Genomic DNA, 22,245 nt, shown 5'->3' on the forward strand with positions numbered 1-22,245 from the left:
GCCGGATAACGCTCAATAACGCCATGTCTATCACTCCGTCGACCCCCGCTGAAAACAGCCAGGGCGGGTTCAGAACATGGGTCAATTCTCAGCGGAAATTTCCCGCTCTCCCGGGTCAACTCTCAGCGGAAATCAACAGCCCATGGCGGGCGCTTGGCGGGTTTGAGGCGGATGCGGGAGGGTTGAGGCTTCACTCATGGCCGTTACTCTTCCTCTAAAGCAGGCTTAGGCCGGTTCCCTGAGGGGCGCGGCCAGTTTGAAAAGGCGCTCCACGCCGACCGGTTCTTCCTCAAGCAGCGGCACGGCGGCGTAGCGGCAGGCATGGAGTCTCGCCATCTTCTCCACTTCCGCCAGTTCGTTTTGCGCGCGCATGCGTAGGAGAGGCGAGCGCGGACGCGCCGCCGCCACGCTGTTGTTGATGACCCATGCCCATGGTTCGATGCCGGCGCGCCGCAGATCGGCTTGCAGATTGGCCGCTTCAAGGACAGGCGTGGTTTCCGCCAAGGTGACGAGAAGGACCTTGGTGCGCTTCGAATCCTGAAGCTGCATCATCGGGGTCGTGTAATGCGCGCCTTTGGCGTCGAGCATGCGCGCGACCTCGCGGTGGTAGGCGCCCGTCGCGTCCAGGAGCAGCAGCGTATGGCCGGTTGGCGCCGTGTCCATCACCACGAATTTCTCCCCGGCCTCGCGGATGATGCGCGAGAAGGCCTGAAAGACGGCGATTTCCTCGGTACAGGGCGAGCGCAAATCTTCTTCGAGCAAAGCGCGCCCTTGGGCGTCGAGCTTCGCGCCTTTCGTCCGCAGCACCTCCTGCCTATAGCGCTCGGTTTCGGCGTGCGGGTCGATGCGGCTGACCGTCAGATGCGCCATGGAGCCGTGCAGCGTCTCGGCGAGATGCGCGGCCGGGTCGGAGGTGGTGAGGTGAACGGGCAGCCCGCGCCGCGCCAGCTCGACAGCGACCGCCGCCGCCAGCGTCGTTTTGCCGACGCCGCCCTTGCCCATGAGCATGACCAGCCCATGGCCGTCAGCCGCGATGTCATCCACGAGATCGGAGAGGCTGGGTGCGCGGATCGCGACCGGCTCTCCCGCCGCGTCCGGCTGGGGCGCGATTTCCACAAGGAGCTGGCGCAACGCGTCGAGGCCGACGAGGTTGAACGGTTTGAGCGGCACATCATCGCGGGGCAAGGCGCACAGCTCGTCCGGAATGGCGGCCAGGGCCGCTTGCTCGCGTCGGTGAATTGCCTTGGCAAGCGGATCGAGCGCCGCTTCTTCCTCGGGCAACAGCCCGTTGACGATCAGGAATTGCTGGGTAAGGCCGATCGCGGCCAGCTCGCCATGGGTGCGCGCGCCGCTTCGCGCAACGCAGAATTCTGGGCGCGGGCGACAAGGACGAGGCGGGTGCGTTGCCCGTCCGCCAGCGCCCGCACAGCGGCGCTGTATTGCGTGCGCTGTTTTTCGAGCCCTGCCAGCGGCCCAAGACAAGACGCGTCGCCTTTCCCGGCCTCAAGAAATCCCGACCAGGCGACGGGCAGCTGCAGTAGGCGGATGGTGTGGCCGGTCGGCGCGGTGTCGAAAACAATATGGTCGTAAGCCGAGGTGATTTCCGTATCGGTCAGCAATGCAGTGAATTCGTCGAAGGCGGCGATTTCGGTCGTGCAGGCTCCCGAAAGCTGTTCCTCAATGCCTTTGACGACGGCCTCCGGCAGCTTGCCGCGCACCGGGCCGACGATACGGTCGCGATAGGCTTGCGCCGCCGCCTCCGGGTCGATTTCGAGGGCAGAAAGCCGCGGAACGGCGTCAACTGCGGTGATCTTGTTTCCAATCGAGATCCCGAAGACCTGGCCGACATTCGACGCCGGATCCGTGCTGACCAGCAGCACGCCGCGTCCGGCCTCCGCGAGTCGGATCGCAGCCGCGCAGGCGATCGAGGTCTTGCCGACGCCGCCCTTGCCGGTGAAGAAGAGGAAACGCGGCGCGTTTTCGAGGAATTTCATCGTCTTCAACAGCAAGAGGTCTTGCCGCCGCAGCATGAGCCCTGTTGCGCTTCGGTCGCTTCCTTGACGCCCGCCCAGCGCGCCAGCTCCGTGCGGTTCGGATAACGTCCGGCAAGCGCGATATCGCCATTAACGAGGACCAGCGGCAGCGCCTCCTGGCCCGAGCGCTCCAAAAAGCTTTTCACGGTCGCATTGTCGGCGAAGGCCAGAGGTTGCTGGGCGAGATTGAAGCGCTCGATTTGCGCGCCGTTCTTTCTCGCCCAATCGACATCCGCCGCAAAGGAGACGAGCGCCTGATCGGTCTCGACGCCGCAGACGCCGCTGCTGCAGCAAAGGGCGGGATCGAAAACCTGGATGGTGGTCATCTGATGCCTTTCGAAAAGTCAGAGTAAGGAGGCCTTGCCGGGGACAACTTCGCCGTCTTCCTTGGTGAAGGCGCCAATGTCCGGGTTGGGGAGAATATCGAGCACGGCCTCGGAAGGCCGGCATAGCCGCGCGCCTTTCGGCGTCACGACGATCGGCCGGTTAATCAGGATCGGGTATTCGAGCATGAAGCCGATCAGTTCGTCTTCGGTCCATTTGGGGTCGCCAAGGCCGAGCGCGTCATAGGGCGTCCCCTTTTGACGCAGCAGTTCGCGCGCGGAGATGCCCATGGTCTTGAGCACCTCGATGAGCCGCTCGCGCGTCGGCGGGTCTTTAAGATACTCGATGACGTTTGGCTCTTCGCCGCTTTGGCGAATCATCGCTAGCGTGTTGCGCGAGGTCCCGCAGGCGGGGTTGTGATAGATGGTGATCGTCACATTAGGCGTCCGTCTTGTGGCCATGAGAGGCCCCTTCGGACTCGCCGATTTCACGCAGACGCGCCTTCAGTTTGAGTTTGTCGAGGCGGTGGATAGGCGTCGCCAGCAGGAGCGAAATGCGGGTCTTGAGGTATCTGAAGGCGAGCGCGAAGGCGCGCTGCTTGTCCAAATCTGAGCCCTCGACCGCAGCCGGGTCTTCAATGCCCCAATGCGCGGTCATGGGCTGACCCGGCCAGATTGGGCAGGTCTCGCCGGCCGCGTTATCGCAGACCGTAAACACGAAATCCATCACTGGCGCGCCGGGAGCCGCGAACTCCTCCCAGTTCTTTGAGCGAAAGCCGTCAGTCGGATAGTCACAGGCCTCCAGAGTCTTCAAGGCGTAGGGGTTGATAACGCCCTTGGGATGGCTTCCCGCCGAGAAGACGTTGAAGCGGCCGGAGCCGTCCTTGCGGAGAATGCTTTCCGCCATGATCGAGCGAGCGGTGTTGCCCGTGCAGAGAAAAAGCACGTTGTAGACGCGGTCGGTCATTTTTTGGATCCCGTTCCAGAACAACAAGCGGTTTCGATAACCGGCGCAGGCTTGGAGCCACAGCAGGGGGAAGCCTCAGGCTTGCCGCGGCCGGCGCGAAAACCTGCGAGCGTCTCGTCATCGCCATAGACAGTGCTGTCGCCGGTTGTCAGGAACGACTCCCACAAGACGCCCTGCGGGTCGGAGGTCCACGCTTTCTCAGAGTTGGCGTAGCAGCAGGTTGTCGCGCCTTCTTCCAGCACAGGCCGTTCGGCCTGTTGCAGGCGGCTATAGACTTGTCTCAACTCTTCGGGCGTCTCGACCTGAATCCCAAGATGATCGACGCCTGCTTTTGCGCCGCGCGCCGAAATCGCGAAGTTTACGCGCGGATCGTCCAGCATCCATTTCGCGTAGTCGGGCTTGGCGACGATCGGCTCAGCCCCGAAAAGCGCGCTGTAAAAACGGACGGACTCCGCAAGGTCCTCAACGGACACGTGCACGTGCAGGCGTTTCATCGCTTCCCTTTGGCTGGCAGATTGAAGGAGCGGCAGCTTCGCAAGAGGCGGCTGCGCCTTGGCAGCAATTCTCGGTCATGTAAGCGAGCAGCGCGTTCATGACCGGATAAGCCGCCGAGTAGATCAGCGACCGACTTGCGCGCCGGAAGGTCACAAGATCTGCGTGCTTAAGCTGGCTGAGGTGGAAAGACAGCGTCGCGGGCGGCAGGCCGAGCCGCTCGCCAATTTGTCCCGCAGGAAGCCCATCCGGCCCTGCTTGCATCAGCAGCCGGAAAATATCGAGCCGCGTCTCGTGACCGAGCGCGACAAGGGCGGCGATGGCTTCTTGTTTTTCCATCTTTCTAATATGATGGAAATGTTATTCAGGTCAAGCCCCATAGCGCCTTGCAGTTAATGTGCTTTGCCTTCTATGCGCCGAAGCAGCAGGCGGCGGGGCGTCGTTGCTCCCTTGCTTCCTGAATTGGCGGGCACGGAACGTCGCCATAGGAGCAAAAGACGCAGCAGTCCCCATCCCCTGGTTTGAGCAGCGCGCCGCAGCCCTTGCATTCATAAAAGAACTGGCAGGACTCGGTCGGCATCGTCTCAGCCGATTGATGGCCGCAGGAAGGGCATGTGATGCTTGAAACGAGCTGCATCAGCGGCTTCGAAACAGCTTGAGTAGCGCGGGGTCGATGTAGCCCCAACTTGCCGCCGCCGTCATGGTTATCGAGGCGCAGAGCAGAAGCGCCAGCGTTGCGCGTGAGCGCTGCGGCGACGCGCAGCTCTCCCCAAAGGCGCACGCAACAGGGCGTTTCAACCACCATGCGCCCCAACCGCCGATAATCGCCAAGGCGCTGATTAGCAAGAATGGCGTTCGCCATTCGGCGACCGCCTCAAGCCCGCCGAGCACGCCCGCGCCGGCGCGGAGCGCGGCGAGCCCGAGCGGGATCGCGCAACACGAAGACGCGACGACCGCGCCGAATCCGGCGATGAGCCCCAAGACTGCAGATCTTTCGGAAAAGGACTGCTAACCTGCTTGGCCGCCTTAATATTGCGCTTCTTTTTCGACGCCTCCCGCTTGGGCACGACGGCCTTTTGCAATGCAACGACTGGCTTTGCCGCAGCGCCAGGAAAAAGCCTGTCCATCAAGAACAAAATCGGGATGACTATGAGAATGACGCCAATCTGTCCGATTTCAACGCCGATGTTGAAACTCGCAAGAGCCGCAACCACGGCGCGCTGGGGCACCCCCAATTCGATCAGTCCGCTCGCGAAGCTGAAGCCGTGGGTAAATCCGAAAGCAAAAGTATCCTTCCAGCGTCCGTCGATTTTTTCGCCTTAAGAAATTTTCTATCGCGATATAGATGATCGACAGCGCGATGGCGATTTTACTCCCAGAACTTCACGAGCTGGAAGGGCTCGGTCAGATCAGGCCCCTTCGTGGACCTCTGATCGAGGTCGAGTGGCCCCCCGAAGGTCAGGCGCCAGGAAACTTTCTCGATTGGATGTCCGTGGACGCCCATCTGGCCGACACCGCAGACGGCGTCGGTCGTCGGGGCGATAATGGCGCCGGTGCAGGCGCGGAAGAGCGGATCCTGCGGGATGAATGAGCCATAGCCATAGGCGATCTGCTGCGAGCGCGAATTGAACATGTTGAAGACGTCGAGCTGAAGCTTCCACCCCTCTTTCCAGCGATAGCCGACGCGGCCGTTCACCGTGCCGATCGCCGGGCTCTTGAGGAAGCCGTCCTCGGTCAGCGCGCGAGGTGCGATGTATCGATATTTGAAGTTGCTGAACCAGCCTGTCGCCTCGCCCAATTCGAGGACAGCCGTGGCGATGATGGGCGTGGCGTTGACCAGGTAATTGCCCGGTGCGTTGCTCTGCCACGCGCCCCATTCAAAGGCCCCCGGCTGCAGCAAATCATTGATGAGTTGCGCCTGGTCCTTGTCAAAGCCCCTGAAGCGAGCGTGGACGGCGGTCAGGTCGCCCTCAAAGGCGAGCCAGGAGAGGGGCCGATAATGGTTGGTGAATTCGACGCCGATCCGATCGGCGCCGCGTGCGATTACGGTGTTGCCGCTGTCGCCCTCGAAGATGTTCTCCTGCGCGGTCCGGATGAAGAACAGGGTGGCGGCGCTCTCGAGCTTGTCGATCGCTTTGGTCTTCACGCCAACTTCGGCGCCGGTCGAGGGCGAGAGCAGACCCTGCGGTCGAACCGCGAGATAGTTGCCGTCGTCCCCGAGTTCAGAGGTGGCGACGCGCTGCGTCGTGGCGCGGAAATCGTTCGAATGAAACCCCCGGCCGAAGTTGAAGTAGAAATCCGTCTTGTCGTCCCACGGATTGACAACGACCGACGCCTTCGGGCTGATGAGCTGCGCGTTTGACGTTCCGCTGTTGATGGGCCCGGTCCAAACGCGAAACGGATTGGTCGGGTCGAAGCCGGCCGCGTCGACGCCCGGAATGAGCGGCGAATCCCAATAGACCTGGAGGCCGGTGTTGCTGCCCCAGTAATAATCCCAGCGGGCGCCGACGACGGTTCTGAGCCAGGGCGCCCATCTGGTCTTCACGTCGGTCAAGAGCGCGATGCTGCCTTCTCCGACATGATCGTTGCGCACCGCGTCGTAGGGCAAGCGCCGCACGGTGTCCTGCAGGCCCACCCGAATGTAGTCGTAGCGGGACTGAAAGCCGACCTTGAATTCGCTTTCCCTGTCGAAGACGTTGAACTTGATCGCGTGATAGGCGTTGCCGCCAATCATCGTGCGGCGGTCGAACTGGCGGAACTGGTCACCGATGATCGGATGGGCCAGGAAATAGGTGAAGTCATTGTAAAGATCGAGGGTCGAATGCATGGCGAAGGCTTCGACCTTCGACCAGTAATTCGCGGTCTCCTGCGCCCAGCGGCCGGACAGGCTGAAGCGGGTTGTATCGCCGCCGTCGGTGGGGTTCATGCTGCCCCAGCGCGAAAATCCATAATCCAATATTCGCAGCGGGATTTGATCGGTTGAGTTCCACCGATTGGCGTAGGCCATGCCGGTGATCGACATGCCGTCGTTCTCTTCGCCGCGCGACCAGCGCAGGACGCCATTTATTTTGCGGGCGTTGTTGGGAATGAGCCAGGGCCCGTCGTAGGTCGAGATTTCGCCGCCGCCGAGAATGTCGCCGCCGGCGAACTCCCAGGATTTCATGCCAAAGACGCGGCCAAAGTTGAACGCGCCGCCGGTTGTCGAGAACACGCCCTGCGGAACCTTCCGCAAATATTGCATGCGGATCGTGCCGGCGTTTGAGAAGTCGCCGTCCTCCACGTTGTAGGGACCCTTGCGGGCGTCGACTTAGGCGAGCATTTCCGGGATGACGAAGTTCGCGTCGGAATAGCCCTGCCCGTGCCCGTGGGTGCGCATATTCAGCGGCATGCCGTCAAGATAGAGCGCGAGATCGGTGCCGTGATCCAGGTCGAAGCCGCGCAGGTAATATTGATTGGCTTTGCCCTCGCCGCTGTGCTGGGTCACCGCGAGACCGGGGACCACCTCCAGCGCCTCGCCGGGTCGAAAGGAGGGAATCGTATTCAACTGGTCACCCGTGAAGAAACGCTCGCTGGACGAGGGCATTTCTTTCGGCGGGGCGGGATAGTCAATCTTTGGCCCGAGCGCCGTGTTCTGCTGCGCAGAGGAGTCGAAGCCGTCGTTGGTCTCAGCCACGACGACCGGCGTGATGCCGCGGGGCGCCGGTATAACATGCGTGTGGTAGACCGCGTGGGTATGCGTTTTGCCGCCATGCGAATGTGTGACGGCATGGACGTGGCCGACCGTAATGGTCGACAGCGTCGTCTGCGCCAAGGCTTCAGCGGCGGCGAAAGAAGCCGTCAATCCGATTGCAGAAACCGTGATATTTGGATTCAATCGCATTTGCGTGCCGCCCGTGCAAGATTCTAGACTGCCAGTCGGCCGGACTTTATCGTGAGGTAAGGTTGATGATCCACTGCTCCGATAAGAGCACTTGATGCATTATGCATACTGTGGCAACTGTGTCACAGTTGCGATGCGGGAGAAGGCGAAAGCGAGCGCTGCTGGCTGAACGCGCCGCACGTTTGGCGTAGCTTGGCCCCGAAAGGGCAAGGAAGGCCTGGAAATGAACAAGTGCGCCGCGCAGCTCGGGTACGCCGTTTGGGCCTCTTTGGGCTTGACGACTATCGAGCAGGCCTCTGGTGCGGCCGCCATCCCCAGGCATGCAGCGAAAAATGGCGAGGGATGGCGGGAGCCCCACGCCACCGCGCTTGGGCCACGCATCGACTACCCCCGCCCTCCCCGTGGCTCTGCGACTCCTGGCGAGCGCTACTTCACCGGAGGCGAGGTTAACTCGATGCCGTTCCGGTCACCTGCCGAGGCGCTGGAAATCGTCCCTGGGCTTGCAGTTGGACGCTGAGCGTCCCCAATAGAAGAGCGATCGGCCCGCCCTGCTAAAAGGGTCTCGGGGCAATGCAGATCCCGTCTCTTACTATCGCCGCCACCGACAATGGTAGGTCCGGCGCAAAACGAAACATGACAGCACGCATCGCTTGTTGCCCCAACCGACGCGAGTGCGGCACGATGCGGCGATCGCCTCTCGATGCTCCATAATTTCCAGATCTGAGATCGAAGCAGCATGCGGCGGGGCGCCGTTGCTCCCCTGCTTCCTGAATTGGCGGGCACGGAACGTCGCCATAAGAGCAGAAGACGCAGCAATCCCCCGCCTTTAGTTTGAGCAGCGCCCCGCAGCCCTTACATTCATAGAAAAACTGGCAGGCGTCGGTCGGCATTGTCTCAGCCGATTGGCGCGCGCAGGTCGGGCAGGTGATGATCGAGATACGTTGCATCAGCGGCCCCGAAGCAGCTTGAGCAGCGCAGGGTCGATGTAGCCCCAACTTGCAGCCGCCACACCACGGTTACCGAGGCGCACAGCAGAAGCGCCAGCGTGGCGCGTGAGCGCTGCGGCGACGCGCAGCTCTCGCCGAAGGCGCAGGCAACAGCGCGTTTCAGCCAACACGCGCCCCAACCGCCGACAATTGCCATGGCGCTGACCAGCAATAATGGCGCTCGCCATTCGGCGACCGCCTCGAGCCCGCCGAGAACGCCCGCGCCGGCGCCGAGCGCGGCGAGCCCGAGCGGGATCGCGCAGCACGAAGAGGCGACGACCGCGCCGAATCCGGTGATGAGCCCCAAGACTGCAAACCATTTTGGCGAGGCTGGCAGGTTGGCGGGAGACGAAGCGGCTGGCGTCGTTTCTTGCGCGGTGTCGTTGATGGTCATGGCTCGCTCTTGCTTGATGGCGGGGGTATTCTGCACCCCGTAGCGGCTACGGGGGCAAGAGGAAAATCCGTGAAATTCTTGACCATCGGGCAGCTCGCGGCGGCGGCGGGCGTCAATCTCGAGACCGTGCGCTATTACGAGCGCATCAAGCTCATGCCGCCGCCCGCAAGAACCACGAGCGGATATCGCGCTTACGAACCAGCCCATATTCGCGGGCTGGCCTTCATCCGCCGCGCCCGCGAGCTTGGCTTCGGCATCGAGCAAATCCGCGCCCTGCTGGCGCTCGCGGAGCCATCCCGCGCCTCCTGTGCGGACGTGAGAGAGATTGCGCGGACACATCTCGACGAGGTGCGGGCGAAACTCGCAGACCTCGCCAGACTGGAAGGAATTCTTTCCGAGACAATCTCTCGCTGCTCGGGCGACCCCGCCCCGCCATGTCCCGTGCTGAATATGCTGACTACGTTGGGCCACCTGGGTGCGCCACTGGAAAACAGGTTGGCTCATGGATCAATAGTGCTGATGCGCGCGCTCTGTCCGAATGCGCGTTTTTCCTATGTCGGCCATTCCAACGGCACCTATCTACTGGCGCGCGCGCTGCTTTGCTACCCGGCGGCCAAGTCTCATCATGTCGTTTCCGCGGGCAGCGTCGTGCGATACGATTACCCGTGGGACACGCTTTTGCCAGACAGAAAGGAAAATCGTCGTCGCGCTCTTCGCCAAAGCGTTCCAAACCTTCACAACGCTCCTCGACATCGGCAGCGCGGGCTATGACGGCTTCGACGCGCACCGGTCGCCGGGCCGTCATTGCGATCTGCATGAAGCCAAATTCATCGTTGGCACGCATGAAGCCGGCATCCGCGAAACGCACTGGAGCGACATCGCCCGCTTTATTGTGCATGGCGAACCGCCGACCGACGATATGCCCCGTGAGGCTCCGCCCGATCGGAAAGGCGCACAGCCGAGGCTCCTGCGCCTGGCGAGCTCGGCTTCGGCTGCATTGCTGTTGGTGTGGGAGACCCCCGGCGTCCTTTTTATTTGGGCGCTCGCCCTCATCCTGACAGTGGCGTGGCTCCCGGTGCTCTATTGTCTCGCGATCGGCCTGTTGGTCACGCGTTTTTGATTAGCGATTTTTGTCATTGCCGCTCCTGTCAAGCAATGTCAGCTTTGACCCAATAACGGCCATTCGCCCGCCACTGAATCGCTATTCCACGGCACGGGTCGTGAGCCAGATTTGTGGAGCGCCCTTGACGCCAGCCTTCTCCATTACCTCCTTCACTCGCGCCGAGGTAGCGAAGTCCTTGGCTGTGTCCGCGCTCTTGAAATCATGCGTGACCGTAACGTCGTTCGCGTTGTCAACCGACCGATAGACGGCCGCGCCGGCCACACCCATCCTTTCTCGTTCAGCGCTGAAAGCGTCGTAGCCTTTTCGCCATGTGGCGTAGTCGTGGACCTCGTGCCGGATGTACATGCGTACGTCGGCGGCCTCGACAGATTGGCCCGTCATGGTAAGTCCGAGCAGCAAGAGGCTCGCCAATAATAATGACTTCATCGTTTCCTCGTTCTTCAGCTTTTCCGCTTCGCCAATGCGCTTTAGGCGCACGTTTCTGACACTCGAAGATAGCGCCCGTTTCATTCAATCAGCATTTCGCGCGAATGGAAACGGCCCGCTCGGGCGTCCGCAATGGGTCAAAGGACTAAACCGCTCTCGCGGTAGTGCTCGCGATCAGCGGTTGGGCGCTCCGGGGAGTTGGGATTAGGCCCTGTTCTGCTTCTTCAACTTCTTCAGTCGATGCTTCTGGTAGTCGAGCACAGCCGCGTCGAACGGCAAAGAACGCTTCGTTCGCACATGGGTCAGCGAGACGACAAGCGCATCACGGCCCTGCTCTGGAGCCATGTGGCAGACGATCCCGCCTTCGTCGCCGGCGTATGAGATTTCCGTCACGATCTACTGTGGCTTGACGGCGATCTGTTGCGTCCGAAGATGCGCGATCACCGGCGGCGTCAATTCAACCTCGAAAGGCGCGGCCGCTTTCAACGCCGCGAGGAGCTGGTAAGTTTTCTCCGCCTTGTCGAGCATCGATAACTTCGAAGGTTTCACATAGACCGCCAATTGGCGAATCTAATCGTGGGAGGGCCTAGCCACGCCCTCGCCCCGCCGGCGCCTAGCGGCGCCGGCATAACGGGAAAGCTAATCGCGTCTCAAGATCATGGGGCTCGCAATCTCGTGTGAGACAGGAGCATTCCCATGATCGACAACCACATCAACCTCTTGCGCCAGCGCATGATCGACGACATGACGGTCCGTCATTTCAAGGAGAAGGCCCAGAAGGATTATATCCGTCACGTCAGGAACTTCACAGTTTTCCTCGGTCGGCTCGTAGCAAGTTTTTGTTTTGACCTCGGTGGCCCCAGCCGCATCAATCATTCTTGCTCCCGGCAGGATATGAGCGGGCCGCCCTATCGCGCGTCGCTCTGATCTATCCCCCTTGCATCCCCGCGACCGAACTCGGCAAGGATTGCGCGCGCCTCATTCATGGCCTCCCGGGTGGTTTCGCAGTTAATGAGCGCCTCGAACAACTCCGTGAGGGCGTCGGCGGTAAGTGGCGCACTGTGCGTAAACTTTGGGTTTTGCGACACGGCCATGATCCTTCCAGCACATGGGGAATGGACGGCCCGCCCGGAGGCGATCCAAAAGGCAGGCCGCCAACTGCCCGCTTGAAAGCCCTCTTGAAAACAAGAGGACGGTAGCCGCGTCTGCGATGCTGGCAAAGCGTGGCCGAGCACATGAACAATGTCAGGTGGAAATCTTCAGACGGTAGTTGCAAAATAGCCACACCCGTAGGCGTGGCCCGGTTTAGATGGGTGGGCGAAACGCACGACCGTTTACACCTGCGTGATCAGGAGCCATATAAACCTCTATCCGTTCGTACTGTCGCCGAAGGTGGTGGAGAAGCTGGGGTATGTGATGGGGCTGGTGCGGGAGCGAGCGTGACTCGCTCGCATCCGTCGCGCAGCGCGAACGCTGCTCGCAGCCACTTCAATTCGTCGTGGTCTTGCCGCCGCGCATCGACACGAGCTTGTCCTCACGAAATCCGAGAATGAGCCAAGCGGTCTCATCGAAACCGTCTGCGAGCTTTCCCTCGTGAGAATACACGATCTGAGCAGCTTCCGACTTCGACGGCGGTCCCGACGCCGTGATTACCTCCTGACGCGACATACCTAAATGCAGCTTGCTGTCGAAGACGACGGGCGAGAACTTTTCCGGGATGATGGCGCAATCGGTCGAGGCCCCGGCGTCTTTCTCGGTGAGCTCTTCAACGATCTCCGTGACGAGATGGTCCGGGCCGCCCATCTCTCCGCTGGACACCACCCATAATCGATGCTGTGCGCGCCGATAACACAGCCAATAGATGCTATCTCCAGCGTCGCCTTGGTGTTGGATGGTCCCTTCGCCCACGGCTTCGCGAACCGCGCCGAGCCGCGTCTCCTCGAAGCGGCCGGCGAATGCGCCTAGCGAAAAGCGGGTCGCCAATCTCTTCACGACTGTCGGCGGCACGCGCTCGAACACATGTTCGTCGACTGGGGGCGGCGGTGTCTGCGCGGAGCAGTCGTCCGCGGGGATCGCGAAAAGGAGAATGAGCAAGAAGAGCGTCTTTCGACCATCAACTCCGAATTGCCTTACATTGGAGATTGAGCGCTTCTGCAATAGCTCCTTTCCTTTAGCAAGGATGGCGTCAACATGAGGTCTTTGACGCAGCCAGCCGCTCTGTCCGCCAGTCCTTTACATATTTCTCGCCTCAGTCGGTCGCGTTCAGACTTCGAGAGCGCAGGTGTGAGTTTCTGGGCGTCGGTCACGTCAGTCTACTTTCAGCGATGAAGAAAGGCAGTGCGGTTTCCGACTCGCCGGCCGTCTCTTTAATATAAACAACCTTCTTCAGCCCGCGCCTTCCCGCCTAAGAACGAACATGAACGGTTCATTGGCGCCGCGCAGATCCATCACCCCAACAAGAGTGTCCTGATCAACCATTCGGAAGATGTCGTTGATGGGCAACGTGTCATAGATCATTGTCGTCGTTAGGACACCGCGAAATTCAGTCATGCGCAGCCGTGCCTTGGGTTTATTCGTGCCCAGGATTCGTACGAAGTTCTTCAAGAGGCGCGCCATGCCAGATTTTCTGAACAGGCGTGCATGCCGGATGATGAAGCTTACCGGGATCATCGATGGGTTGACGCTAAATAGCTCTCCTCCGGATTTTTCAAAAACCAGGGGGTGCACGTCCTCTGGACCGCCAAATCGCTTGCCATGCCAGCCTAAGCTTTCCAACATGCCCTCGAGCGGGTGGCCTGTTTTCAGATCGCTGCCGCGCCATGACCCGAGCATTGTATCAAGCTGTACTGCCGGAAGGGAATCGAACAGGACCATAGCCGCTTCAGCGGTTGCGCTGCTCTCGATCTCGTTGAGCCGGGCCAGGTTAGTGGGCGGGATATCCATGGGTGTCGGCGTCAATGTTGTTTTCCCTCTAAGTATCTCGGCTCGCCTCGCATGCTTTTGCGCAGCATTGCGGCCTTTATCTCTAGAAAATCCAATAAGTACAGGTCCGATCTTGCTGCGCGCTCATCTGATACTATAGAGAAGCTTATCCCGCGCACGTGATGGCGGCCGGATCAGACCCACTGCGCCAATTCGATGGTGACGCCTTCGGGACCTTCGATGAACACGAGACTGCGCGAGTGGAAATCCATGATCTCGCTGCGTGTCTTGAATCCTCTCTCCGTGAGCTTGGCAACTTCGGCCTCGATATTATCGACTGCAAAGCAGACGTGATTGAAGCCGAGCTTATGCAGATCGCGAACATAAGGGTCAGGCAGAGGCTCCGGATGAATATATCCATGTAATTGGCGAATTCCTCCCCCGAGATGATGACGGAGGTCGCCTCCGCATACCCCAAAAGCCGAAGAATTCTTTGGCGCGGGTGACATCCCGCACGACAATCGTAAGGTGATCGAAGCGCTTCACCATTTGCTTGCCTCAGAATTCATCAAACACTAACGAGGGGCCATAATTGGGGCGTCGGCGCCCTTCTGGAGCGCAGCCTGCATCTCCTCGGCCGATAGGATTCGAACTATACGGTTACGGCTCAGATGCCCCCCAGCAACGTCCGCGATCTCGGCAGCGGCTGCAGTAGCGTCGTCAGGCGCCTCGAACAGCGCGAAACCATCATAATCCGCGCCTGGCGTGTAATAGAGCCCGATCAAGCGACCGCCAAGGCGCTGTAGCAAAGCGTCGGAAGCGGCCGCGCGATCTTGCGGCGTGCGGAGGAAAGCGGCCCAGGCCGCCGGGGCATACGAGATCAGGCAAACTGGTCGAACTCGCCGTTCGCGAGATCGTTCATGGCCGCCCGGTCAAAAACAGCGGCGCCTTGGCTAATCCCGAGTCTCTCGCCTTTTTCAGAAATCTCCCTGAATTGACCGCCTCTCGCGGTTAATGTGCGATAAGCTGAGCCATCAACAGGAGCGGAAAAGAATGAAGATAGACGCTGTGCGCGAGACGGCCTTTGCTATGCCGCTGACGAACCCCGCCTATCCACGCGGCCCTTATCGTTTCTATGATCGAGAATTCATCGTCATCACCTATCGCACCGATCCCGAGGCGCTGGCTGCGGTAGTCCCTGAGCCCCTCGAGGTCGATGAGCCAATCGTCAAATATGAATTCATCCGAATGCCCGACTCTACTGGCTTTGGCGATTACACGGAAAGCGGGCAGGCAATCCCGGTCCGTTTCAAAGGCGAGAAGGGCTCGTATGTGCACGCCATGTATCTCGATGACGACGCTCCGATCCTCGGCGGCCGCGAATTGTGGGGTTTTCCGAAAAAGTTGGCGTCGCCGCGCATTTCACATGAGGGCGACATCGTGGTCTGCACCCTGCATTATGGCTCCGCTCTCTGCGTCAACGCGACGATCGGCTACAAGCATCGCATCGCGGACGAGACGTCAATCGCCAAATCGCTTGTCGCGCCGAACTTTCTCCTGAAGATCATTCCGCATGTCGACGGTTCAGCGCGCATTTGCGAACTCGTGCGCTACAAGATGACGGACGTCGTAATGAAGGGCGCCTGGACCTCTCCGGCGGCGCTCGAATTGCGAACCCATGTCGCCTGCGACGTCGCGCGCCTCCCCGTCCGGGAAATTGTGTCGGCCGTGCACTTCAAGGCCGATCTTACGCTCGCGCTTGGCGAGGTCGTTTTCGACTATTTGGCCAAATAGTCGCCTTTCCGTGGCAACGCTTACGATGCATGGCGCCTTGCCCGCCTCTGCCTTGCTCGTCTTTCCTGGCTGGCGTTATAGCCAAGCTTATGCGCAGTTGATCATTCATGGGAGCAAACATGTCTCTTTCGAAACGCAATGCGGTCGTGACAGGCTCCACCAGCGGCATTGGTCTTGCCTATGCCCGCGCTCTCGCGAAAGAGGGTGCGAATGTCGTGATCAATGGCTTGGGCGCGGCGTCCGACATTGAAAAGGAACGGGCCGCGATCGAGACGGAATTCGGCGTGACTTGCCTCTATGACGCCGCCGACATGCTGAAGCCGGCGGAAATCACCGGGATGATCGCGAATGCCGAGGCAAAGCTTGGGTCCGTCGACATTCTCGTCAATAACGCGGGCATTCAATACGTATCGCCCATAGAAGATTTTCCCGTCGAGAAATGGGACCAGATCATCGGCGTCGATCTGTCCTCCGCCTTTCATACGATCCGCGCGGCGGCGCTGGGCATGAAAGCGCGAAAATGGGGCCGCATCATCAATACAGCGTCCGCCCATTCCCGCGTCGCCTCGCCGTTCAAGGCCGCCTATGTCGCGGCCAAGCACGGCATCGCTGGCCTGAACAAGGTCGTCGCGCTCGAACTCGCCGCCTATGGCGTTACGTCGAACTGCATATCGCCCGGGTACGTCTGGACGCCGCTCGTCGAGAAGCAAATACCGGACACGATGAAAGCCCGTAATCTGACCCGCGAGCAGGTTATTCACGACGTATTGCTGGAGGCGCAACCGACCAAGGAATTCGTTACCGTCGAACAGGTCGCGGCGCTGGCCGTATTCCTCTGCTCGGACGCCGCGTCGCAGATCACCGGCGCCAATATTTCAATGGATGGCGGCTGGACGGCTGGCTGATGCGCAAGAAGGTCACCCTCGCGCTGCAGGGCGGTGGCGCTCATGGCGCCTTCACCTGGGGCGTGCTCGATGCTTTTCTCGCCGATGGTCGGCTGGATGTGACCGGGATCAGCGGCACAAGCGCAGGCGCGATGAACGCCGCGGTTTACGCCGATGGCCTTCGCGAAGGCGGACCAGATCGCGCCCGCAAGCAGCTTGCGGAATTTTGGCGGGCCGTAAGTCTCGATGGCGGCATGTCCGATCAGCAGCGGCAACTCTTTGACGCGTTCCTGGGAGTTTGGGATCCCCTCAGGCTACGCAATGCTGTCACGCAAAACGCAGGCGCATATTTATCCCCTTACGATTTCAATCCGCTCGACATCAATCCGCTGCGAGACGTCATATGCAGACTCATCGATTTTGAGGCGCTTCGCGCCACCGATGATCTCAAGCTCTTTATCGCGGCTACGAACGTCCGCACCGGGAAGGCACGTATTTTTCGGCGTCCGGAACTGACGATCGACATGCTGATGGCCTCGGCCTGCCTGCCCACAATTTTCAAGGCGGTCGAGGTTGGTGGCGAGGCCTATTGGGACGGCGGCTATATGGGCAATCCCGCGCTTTACCCACTCTATACAGAGACCGAATGCTGCGATGTGATTCTCGTGCAAATCAATCCGATCCGGCGTGACGACGTGCCGCGCACATCGTCCGCAATTATGGCCCGCCTCAACGAGATCACTTTCAATGCGCCGCTCCTGCAGGAATTCCGCGCAATCGACTTCGTTGCGCGCCTCGTTGATTCGGGACGGTTGCGAGGCACCCACTATAAGAAGGTTTTGCTTCACCTAGTCGAGGGAGGTCCCGCGCTCGATCGATACGGCCCCGACACCAAGATGGAAGCCGATTTCGATTTTTTTCTCGAACTATTCGACATCGGCTATAAGGTGGGAAGGAAGTTCCTCGAGGAAAACTTCGAGTCGATAGGCGTCAGGGGCACGCTGGAATTGAAGGAACAGCTTGTTTAGGGCAGCAGGTTGGCCGCCAGATATCCGGCGGACGCCCTGGGTGTTAGGGTCGGTTTGCGAATCTCAACGCAACCGAGGAACCCATCGATGGCCGACGAGATGATGACCCTGCGAGCGCTTTTGAAAAGGCCCCGGACGCCGATTTCTGCGCGAGATGATCGGGTTCACCGCCGAGCGGCTGATGGAGATGGAGATCGGCGCGGAGACCGGCGCCGCGTTCGGCGAGTGCTCGCCCGATCGGCTGGCCCAGCGCAACGGCTATCGCGATCGTGACTGGGAGACGCGGACCAGTGTGACGTCGACACCGCCAGTGAGCTGAGCCCTATCGATCTCCGGCATTCACGACATCTGTCACCAGCATCTTGACCTCGGGATGCTCGCTAAGCGTTTCGATCGCCGCCTTGCCGCCATCGGCCTCGAGCACGCAATAGCCCAATTCCTGCAAAACGGTGAGATGCCCCGCCGTCGGATCGTCATCGACGATCATCAGGACCTCTTGGCCTTGCCGAGCGGCACGGCCGCACGCTCGGGGGCGTTGTGGGCTGCGATGCTTTCCAGGAATCTCGGAAACAACATCGTTACGTTCGTTCTGCGGCCGGACTCCGCGTAGATTTTGACGGAGCCATTTGATTGTCTGACGAAGCCATGAAGTAGGCTCGAGACAGATGAGAAATCGCCGGCGCCCAATGAAATTATCGGTCAGCGCTGACAGCAACGCTTGAATATATTAGCTTTTCCTCATATATCACCGACACACCCTCCCGCACTAGAAAGGCACACGCCCGCGATGGAACAGAGCGACAAGCGCAACAAATACGGTTTCGCCGAATTCAAGCTGGGCGACGTCTGGCGTTACTTTGGCGTCTCCCTTGGAAATATCCGCAGCGCCGCCCAAATGTTTGGCCAGCGTCACAGCATGCGGTTCAAGGTGCGGCAGCAGGGCAAATCCGTCCTCGTCGAGCGACTGGCCTAAGCAGCCACTTACACTCTTCCTCCCCAGACTTGGCCCGGAGCAATTCGGGCCTTCTTTTTGTCCGGGCAAGCCTTGGATCCCGGACAGACCGAAGAAGACTGCATCTCTCCGCACGGCTTTCTGAGAGCTTTCCAGAAAGCGACGAATCAGCGCCCCGCAAGGCCGCCGCCGAAGCCCGCGTCTCTCGCCTTCAAAAAAACGGCGTAATCGGCGATTGAACGCTCGGCGTAGAGCGTGGCGAAGGACGCGATCGCGTCGTCGAAGGCCTCGCCCTTGCCCATGTAGCCCGCAATCATTGCGGGATCGCCGGAGCGGGCATGGGCGCGTGCGAGCGTTCGGCCGCATAGACACGCGTAATCCGCAAGCGCCTCGTGTTCCGCGACGTCGCTGACGCCGCGAAGCCGCTGGTTTTTGAGGCGTCGAATATAAAATTGCCGCCCTGACGCTGCGTCCTCGGTCCAGCCGAGAAAGATATCGGTCGCGGCCTGCATGGTGCGCTGCCCCTCGACGACGCGCCGGCCCTGATGCCCCTCATAGGGCGCCGCGCCCGTTTGTTCGAGAACCGATTTACGCGCCTCCTTGACCTGCAGAAAGAGCGGCTCGGCGTCGCCGCTGGCGAACAGCCCGATGAAGCAGTATGTCCCCACGGAGCCCACGCCGACCGCCTTGAAAGCGAGATCCTTCAGCTGATACCGATCCAGGAGAAAGACACGGTCCGGCGGCAGAACCTGCCTGTAGGACTCGAAGAGACGCGCGGGATCGATGGCCGATGGATCGAGGTGGAAAATCGTCGGCTTCCTGTCCATGATCTTCAGCTCGCCGCTCTGCGCGAGCCGCGGAAAATTGTCGTCCTTCTCCAGCCCCTCTCCGCGCGCCCTGGCGATCACCCGGCGCAGATTGCGCTGAAGGCCGGGGTGGCCCATCTGCTTCATTTCCTGCTCGAGATTGATGTGGCTGTTCCAAGCCTCCAGCGGCGAGCGCTCGGCGAGTCCGAGCATATGCTTGCGATAGGAGGCGACCGTCGCCGCAGCGAGCGCGCGGGCAAGCTTCTTGCTAATCTGCGCCGCATCCGCAGCCACCGCGACGCTTGCGGCGAGACGCTTCACGTCGAAGGTGAAATCGACGCCGCCTCGTCGAAATCGTTGACGTTGAACATGATGTTTTCTTCAGGCGTGCTGAATGCGCCGAAGTTCATCAGGTGGCAGTCTCCGCAGGCCTGCACCGCGACACCCGCTATGGGCGCCTGCGCAAGGTCCGCGGCCATGATGGCGGCGCCGCCGCGAAAGAAGGAAAAGGCGTCTACCGCCATTCGCCTGTAGCGCTCCGGCAGAAGCTCGGGCAGACAACTTACGTCATTTGCGGTGAGGATGGCGACAGCGTCCCGGTCGTGAACGCCCGCAAGTTCCGCATGGGTTTCTCGCGACGTTCGCTGGCGAAGCTCTTTGCCCCGCCTGAATCTGTCCGCGCGACCTTGAAGAAACTCCGTCACTTTCGTGCTTCCTCGAGAATCAGTTCTTCTTCGATAAGCGCCCTATCGGGGCGAGACCGCCAGGGAGCCTTCCGTCGTCATCATACCGCCAGGATCGGAGAACCGGCCGTAGGCGTCAATGTGTCCTAGGAAGCTATCCTGGCGTCTGACACTGGGCGGTCCCCTTGATTGTGGTCCGCAGACGACGAAGCGTCCTGATTTGATCGAACCCTTCCGGGCTTGTGAAGCTCGGGGAGGAGTGTCCGCTTGCGCTTGAGATCCCGCGGGAATGACCCTCGGCTTCGGCATTTAGGGATGATCTTTAAAAAATCGATGTTTGCGCCGCCCTACGCATCGGCGCAGAATCCGCGGGCGTGGCCCTGTTCTCTTCTATCCTGCGTCCGTTAGCGCGACACTCGTTGGAAGAGCGGGACTCGCGGCGCAGCCTCTGGCTTCGCCTTCAGGATATCTAGGGAGACCATCATGTTACAGGATTTCAAGAATTTCGTCATGCGAGGCAACGTCGTCGATCTCGCCGTCGGCGTCATCATTGGCGCCGCCTTTGGCAAGATCGTCTCCTCGCTAGTTGACGACATCATCATGCCGGTCATCGGCAAGCTGACGGGCGGGTTGGACTTCTCGAACTATTATTACTCGTTTTCGCCCGCGGCGCATTCCGACATGACATATGACGAAGCGAAGAAACTCGGGGCGACGATCGGCTATGGACAATTCGTGACGATCACGGTCAATTTCCTTATTGTCGCTTTTGTCCTTTTTATCGTCATCCGCCAGTTCGAAAGGCTGAAGAAGCAGGCTCCAGCCGCTCCTCCTTCGCCGCCGCGAACCGAACTGCTGCTCGAAGAAATTCGGGACGCAATTCGCGGACGCTCGGGAACGCTCTGATCTTCCAACCACGGGAGGCCGCCTCCCGTGTTTAGGCCTTTTGTGACATGTATGAACCCAAGGCGACGTTATTCAAACGAGCGCCCGGTTCGAATTTGGGAAAGCTGATTTCCCGTCGTGGAATTTTTTCCGTGGGCAGGGCTGACCGTAGGTTTGGGACGCGGCGACGTCCACCTTCGACACAAAGATCCGAAAATTGGGCAGCACACTCCCTCTGCGTCACAGATGTCGCCAGCATTGGTCTTTTCGAGAAGTTGAGGGATGGCACATTCTAACGATCAAGCCGACAGCGGACGCGAACAGAACCGCGACTGTGACGATAGAAACCGTGTTCCAGTTCGGCTTCAGGCCGCCGAGCGTGACAAGCATGGTGGTCGCCGCGGCAGGGGGATGCTGAGCATTCAAAACCGATTGCAAGCCAACCGTTACAGAGACTGCAAGAACCGTTGCCGCCACCCGCTGCATTGACAGAATCTCACCGCTCATGACCGCTGGTGTGCTTTGGGCGTCGAATGCAAACAACGCCACAAACCCCGCGCAAAGGCCGATAGCGTGGCCGACGATTGTATTCCACATCCTTGCGCCAGGTACCTGCGGCGTGACAGCCTGCAGAAAAACGGTCGGCCCAAGGCTGGGGAAAAGCCAGGGTTGATCGGCCGCTAACGCAAGCGCTCCAATAGCCCCGATGGCTAACCCAGACATAATCGCAGGATAGAGCCATAATACTAGGCTACGGCCGCGGCGATTTCTGAATTCGACGACTTCTGGATTTAGCGGCGGCGCATTTCGGGAGTCGTCTGTGGAGATAGGACTCATTCTTCAGGCGCCTTGCATGAAAGCGTCGAAACGAATCGGTTTAGGGCTCTCATCGCGCATCCAAGCTCCGCTTCTGTCGTTCATATACCGCTTCCAACGATTTTCCCGCGTCGCAGAGAAAGAAGCCCGTTTGTGGGCTATCGCATAGGCCGAGGAGAGCAAGGCCCGTGGTCGGCTTGGAGCCTGCCGAAGTGACGCTGAAAAGCGTTGGCGGTTACTCTATTTGCTCGACCAAGACTTTGCCGTTCGGGATTTGCTACAGCGCCGCCGTACATGGGCGCCATTCCGACAATCCACGGGACGACGGACGAGGACATCGACCACCATACCGGCACGCCTGGCCGATGAACCAAAAGGAATGCCGTGGCGGCGGGCCACGTTTCCTCAGCGACCCGAGCCCGCGGGAAGAAACGTATCCGAACGCATTTGCTTGAGGCTGGCGCCCTTCATATAGAGATCGCGTTTGAGGCGGCCTACCAACTTTTCGCCCCCACAGAGGAAGAATGCCGTGTGGGGGAGTGCGTTCTCATGCTCCAGCGCCGCCGCCGCCACGTCGCCGCCGTGAGCTCCGGAGTCGCTTAGGACGCGCGGGATATAGTGGAGGTTGGCGTGCCTCTTCGTCAGCGCCCGCAGATGATCGTGCAGATACAGTCCTTCGCGCACTCGCGCCCCGTGATAAAGCCGGATTTGACCACGATGTCCGCGCCTCAGAGCGTCTCGTAGGACGCCGATCAGAGGCGCTAGGCCAGTGCCCGAGCCGATCAGCGCCATCGGCTGCTCGGGATCGACGCCTTCATAAATGCACGTTCCAAGAGGGCCGGCGATATGAA

Annotated in this window: 31 protein-coding genes and 4 pseudogenes; 9 read left to right on the plus strand and 26 right to left on the minus strand. The window is 60.3% G+C overall.

The window, feature by feature from the left end; genetic code table 11:
• Nucleotides 1-225: 225 nt before the first annotated feature.
• The 14 genes and pseudogenes from ACR652_RS17370 to ACR652_RS17435 form a co-directional block, all read right to left on the minus strand.
• Complete coding sequence (locus ACR652_RS17370; RefSeq protein WP_434507741.1) at nucleotides 226-1,281, minus strand: ArsA-related P-loop ATPase; 1,056 nt, start codon at nucleotides 1,279-1,281, stop codon at nucleotides 226-228.
• A 14-nt stretch (nucleotides 1,282-1,295) separates the two neighbouring features.
• Nucleotides 1,296-1,994 carry a TRC40/GET3/ArsA family transport-energizing ATPase gene (locus tag ACR652_RS17375; RefSeq protein ID WP_434507766.1) on the minus strand — a complete coding sequence of 233 codons (699 nt, stop codon included), beginning with the start codon at nucleotides 1,992-1,994 and terminating at the stop codon, nucleotides 1,296-1,298.
• A gap of 5 nt (nucleotides 1,995-1,999) precedes the next feature.
• A complete protein-coding gene (gene arsD / locus ACR652_RS17380) occupies nucleotides 2,000-2,359 on the minus strand; it encodes an arsenite efflux transporter metallochaperone ArsD (protein WP_434507742.1) in 360 nt (119 codons plus the stop codon).
• An 18-nt stretch (nucleotides 2,360-2,377) separates the two neighbouring features.
• Nucleotides 2,378-2,794 (minus strand): arsenate reductase (glutaredoxin), encoded by a 417-nt coding sequence (gene arsC / locus ACR652_RS17385; RefSeq protein WP_434507767.1) that lies wholly within the window; start codon nucleotides 2,792-2,794, stop codon nucleotides 2,378-2,380.
• 1 nt (nucleotide 2,795) lies between these two features.
• The gene (locus ACR652_RS17390; RefSeq protein WP_434507743.1) at nucleotides 2,796-3,323 is read right to left on the minus strand and encodes an arsenate reductase ArsC; all 528 of its coding nucleotides are present in this window, start codon (nucleotides 3,321-3,323) and stop codon (nucleotides 2,796-2,798) included.
• Nucleotides 3,320-3,817, minus strand: coding sequence for an ArsI/CadI family heavy metal resistance metalloenzyme (locus tag ACR652_RS17395; protein WP_434507744.1), 498 nt, complete (start codon nucleotides 3,815-3,817; stop codon nucleotides 3,320-3,322). The genes ACR652_RS17390 and ACR652_RS17395 overlap by 4 nt, the downstream gene beginning before the upstream one ends.
• Nucleotides 3,786-4,154, minus strand: a complete 369-nt coding sequence (locus tag ACR652_RS17400) for an ArsR/SmtB family transcription factor (RefSeq protein ID WP_434507745.1) — start codon at nucleotides 4,152-4,154, stop codon at nucleotides 3,786-3,788. Before ACR652_RS17400 ends, ACR652_RS17395 begins: the two co-directional genes overlap by 32 nt.
• Before the next feature lie 70 nt (nucleotides 4,155-4,224).
• On the minus strand, nucleotides 4,225-4,452 hold the full coding sequence (locus ACR652_RS17405; protein ID WP_434507746.1) for a GDCCVxC domain-containing (seleno)protein: 228 nt from the start codon (nucleotides 4,450-4,452) through the stop codon (nucleotides 4,225-4,227).
• A complete protein-coding gene (locus tag ACR652_RS17410; protein ID WP_434507768.1) occupies nucleotides 4,452-4,745 on the minus strand; it encodes a mercury transporter MerT in 294 nt (97 codons plus the stop codon). The genes ACR652_RS17405 and ACR652_RS17410 overlap by 1 nt, the downstream gene beginning before the upstream one ends.
• On the minus strand, nucleotides 4,655-5,125 hold the full coding sequence (locus ACR652_RS17415) for a HupE/UreJ family protein (RefSeq protein ID WP_434507769.1): 471 nt from the start codon (nucleotides 5,123-5,125) through the stop codon (nucleotides 4,655-4,657). The genes ACR652_RS17410 and ACR652_RS17415 overlap by 91 nt, the downstream gene beginning before the upstream one ends.
• 59 nt (nucleotides 5,126-5,184) lie before the next feature.
• Complete coding sequence (locus tag ACR652_RS17420; protein ID WP_434507747.1) at nucleotides 5,185-7,095, minus strand: TonB-dependent receptor; 1,911 nt, start codon at nucleotides 7,093-7,095, stop codon at nucleotides 5,185-5,187.
• A 27-nt stretch (nucleotides 7,096-7,122) separates the two neighbouring features.
• Nucleotides 7,123-7,695 carry a TonB-dependent receptor plug domain-containing protein gene (locus ACR652_RS17425; protein ID WP_434507748.1) on the minus strand — a complete coding sequence of 191 codons (573 nt, stop codon included), beginning with the start codon at nucleotides 7,693-7,695 and terminating at the stop codon, nucleotides 7,123-7,125.
• 758 nt (nucleotides 7,696-8,453) lie between these two features.
• Nucleotides 8,454-8,642: pseudogene (locus ACR652_RS17430) on the minus strand (GDCCVxC domain-containing (seleno)protein); the annotation flags it as partial.
• The gene (locus ACR652_RS17435; protein ID WP_434507749.1) at nucleotides 8,590-9,075 is read right to left on the minus strand and encodes a mercury transporter MerT; all 486 of its coding nucleotides are present in this window, start codon (nucleotides 9,073-9,075) and stop codon (nucleotides 8,590-8,592) included. The pseudogene ACR652_RS17430 and the gene ACR652_RS17435, both read right to left, overlap by 53 nt.
• A gap of 69 nt (nucleotides 9,076-9,144) precedes the next feature.
• Between ACR652_RS17435 and ACR652_RS17440 the strand changes: the two are divergent.
• Together ACR652_RS17440 and ACR652_RS17445 are read left to right on the plus strand one after the other, a co-directional pair.
• Nucleotides 9,145-9,537 (plus strand): annotated as a pseudogene (locus tag ACR652_RS17440) (MerR family transcriptional regulator); the annotation flags it as partial.
• A 91-nt stretch (nucleotides 9,538-9,628) separates the two neighbouring features.
• Nucleotides 9,629-10,195, plus strand: a complete 567-nt coding sequence (locus ACR652_RS17445) for a hypothetical protein (protein WP_434507771.1) — start codon at nucleotides 9,629-9,631, stop codon at nucleotides 10,193-10,195.
• 81 nt (nucleotides 10,196-10,276) lie between these two features.
• On the opposite strand, the gene ACR652_RS17450 is transcribed toward ACR652_RS17445, so the two are convergent.
• The 3 genes from ACR652_RS17450 to ACR652_RS17460 all read right to left on the minus strand — a co-directional run bounded on the left by ACR652_RS17450 (nucleotide 10,277) and on the right by ACR652_RS17460 (nucleotide 11,185).
• On the minus strand, nucleotides 10,277-10,708 hold the full coding sequence (locus tag ACR652_RS17450) for a hypothetical protein (protein ID WP_434507750.1): 432 nt from the start codon (nucleotides 10,706-10,708) through the stop codon (nucleotides 10,277-10,279).
• A 120-nt stretch (nucleotides 10,709-10,828) separates the two neighbouring features.
• Nucleotides 10,829-11,017, minus strand: coding sequence for a hypothetical protein (locus ACR652_RS17455; RefSeq protein WP_434507751.1), 189 nt, complete (start codon nucleotides 11,015-11,017; stop codon nucleotides 10,829-10,831).
• A gap of 3 nt (nucleotides 11,018-11,020) precedes the next feature.
• Nucleotides 11,021-11,185, minus strand: a complete 165-nt coding sequence (locus ACR652_RS17460; protein ID WP_434507752.1) for a hypothetical protein — start codon at nucleotides 11,183-11,185, stop codon at nucleotides 11,021-11,023.
• Nucleotides 11,186-11,320: 135 nt separating this feature from the next.
• Between ACR652_RS17460 and ACR652_RS17465 the strand changes: the two genes are divergently transcribed.
• Nucleotides 11,321-11,551: a hypothetical protein gene (locus ACR652_RS17465; protein ID WP_434507753.1), complete on the plus strand. Its 231-nt coding sequence runs from the start codon at nucleotides 11,321-11,323 to the stop codon at nucleotides 11,549-11,551.
• Between the two features lie 561 nt (nucleotides 11,552-12,112).
• Here the strand turns inward: ACR652_RS17465 and ACR652_RS17470 are convergent.
• The 4 genes from ACR652_RS17470 to ACR652_RS17485 form a co-directional block, all read right to left on the minus strand.
• Nucleotides 12,113-12,718: a hypothetical protein gene (locus tag ACR652_RS17470; RefSeq protein WP_434507754.1), complete on the minus strand. Its 606-nt coding sequence runs from the start codon at nucleotides 12,716-12,718 to the stop codon at nucleotides 12,113-12,115.
• Between the two features lie 291 nt (nucleotides 12,719-13,009).
• Nucleotides 13,010-13,582 carry a DUF4334 domain-containing protein gene (locus tag ACR652_RS17475; RefSeq protein WP_434507755.1) on the minus strand — a complete coding sequence of 191 codons (573 nt, stop codon included), beginning with the start codon at nucleotides 13,580-13,582 and terminating at the stop codon, nucleotides 13,010-13,012.
• Between the two features lie 158 nt (nucleotides 13,583-13,740).
• Nucleotides 13,741-14,055: a VOC family protein gene (locus ACR652_RS17480; RefSeq protein WP_434507756.1), complete on the minus strand. Its 315-nt coding sequence runs from the start codon at nucleotides 14,053-14,055 to the stop codon at nucleotides 13,741-13,743.
• 66 nt (nucleotides 14,056-14,121) lie between these two features.
• Nucleotides 14,122-14,430, minus strand: coding sequence for a GYD domain-containing protein (locus ACR652_RS17485; RefSeq protein ID WP_434507770.1), 309 nt, complete (start codon nucleotides 14,428-14,430; stop codon nucleotides 14,122-14,124).
• Between the two features lie 169 nt (nucleotides 14,431-14,599).
• Here ACR652_RS17485 and ACR652_RS17490 point away from each other — a divergent pair, with 169 nt between their 5' ends.
• The 4 genes and pseudogenes from ACR652_RS17490 to ACR652_RS17505 all read left to right on the plus strand — a co-directional run.
• On the plus strand, nucleotides 14,600-15,340 hold the full coding sequence (locus ACR652_RS17490; RefSeq protein WP_434507757.1) for an acetoacetate decarboxylase: 741 nt from the start codon (nucleotides 14,600-14,602) through the stop codon (nucleotides 15,338-15,340).
• Nucleotides 15,341-15,459: 119 nt separating this feature from the next.
• Nucleotides 15,460-16,245, plus strand: coding sequence for a 3-hydroxybutyrate dehydrogenase (locus ACR652_RS17495; protein WP_434507758.1), 786 nt, complete (start codon nucleotides 15,460-15,462; stop codon nucleotides 16,243-16,245).
• Entirely contained in the window at nucleotides 16,245-17,252 is a 1,008-nt protein-coding gene (locus ACR652_RS17500; RefSeq protein WP_434507759.1) for a patatin-like phospholipase family protein, read from the plus strand. Before ACR652_RS17495 ends, ACR652_RS17500 begins: the two co-directional genes overlap by 1 nt.
• 87 nt (nucleotides 17,253-17,339) lie before the next feature.
• Nucleotides 17,340-17,538 (plus strand): annotated as a pseudogene (locus tag ACR652_RS17505) (transposase); the annotation flags it as partial.
• Nucleotides 17,539-17,574: 36 nt separating this feature from the next.
• Here ACR652_RS17505 and ACR652_RS17510 read toward each other — a convergent pair.
• Complete coding sequence (locus tag ACR652_RS17510) at nucleotides 17,575-17,739, minus strand: hypothetical protein (RefSeq protein WP_434507760.1); 165 nt, start codon at nucleotides 17,737-17,739, stop codon at nucleotides 17,575-17,577.
• A gap of 300 nt (nucleotides 17,740-18,039) precedes the next feature.
• On the opposite strand from ACR652_RS17510, the gene ACR652_RS17515 reads away from it, so the two are divergent.
• Nucleotides 18,040-18,225 (plus strand): hypothetical protein, encoded by a 186-nt coding sequence (locus ACR652_RS17515; protein WP_434507761.1) that lies wholly within the window; start codon nucleotides 18,040-18,042, stop codon nucleotides 18,223-18,225.
• Nucleotides 18,226-18,371: 146 nt separating this feature from the next.
• On the opposite strand, the gene ACR652_RS17520 is transcribed toward ACR652_RS17515, so the two are convergent.
• Both ACR652_RS17520 and ACR652_RS17525 read right to left on the minus strand, forming a co-directional pair.
• The gene (locus ACR652_RS17520; protein WP_434507762.1) at nucleotides 18,372-19,331 is read right to left on the minus strand and encodes a DUF2252 family protein; all 960 of its coding nucleotides are present in this window, start codon (nucleotides 19,329-19,331) and stop codon (nucleotides 18,372-18,374) included.
• On the minus strand, nucleotides 19,328-19,714 hold the full coding sequence (locus ACR652_RS17525) for a DUF2252 family protein (RefSeq protein ID WP_434507763.1): 387 nt from the start codon (nucleotides 19,712-19,714) through the stop codon (nucleotides 19,328-19,330). The genes ACR652_RS17520 and ACR652_RS17525 overlap by 4 nt, the downstream gene beginning before the upstream one ends.
• 462 nt (nucleotides 19,715-20,176) lie before the next feature.
• On the opposite strand from ACR652_RS17525, the gene mscL reads away from it, so the two are divergent.
• Nucleotides 20,177-20,599, plus strand: coding sequence for a large conductance mechanosensitive channel protein MscL (gene mscL, locus ACR652_RS17530; protein ID WP_434507764.1), 423 nt, complete (start codon nucleotides 20,177-20,179; stop codon nucleotides 20,597-20,599).
• A gap of 219 nt (nucleotides 20,600-20,818) precedes the next feature.
• Here mscL and ACR652_RS17535 read toward each other — a convergent pair whose 3' ends face one another.
• Both ACR652_RS17535 and ACR652_RS17540 read right to left on the minus strand, forming a co-directional pair.
• Nucleotides 20,819-21,415, minus strand: coding sequence for an HPP family protein (locus ACR652_RS17535; protein ID WP_434507765.1), 597 nt, complete (start codon nucleotides 21,413-21,415; stop codon nucleotides 20,819-20,821).
• Between the two features lie 384 nt (nucleotides 21,416-21,799).
• Nucleotides 21,800-22,245: pseudogene (locus tag ACR652_RS17540) on the minus strand (oxidoreductase); the annotation flags it as partial.

Source organism: Methylocystis sp., from assembly GCF_051061225.1.
Taxonomy (GTDB): Bacteria; Pseudomonadota; Alphaproteobacteria; order Rhizobiales; family Beijerinckiaceae; genus Methylocystis.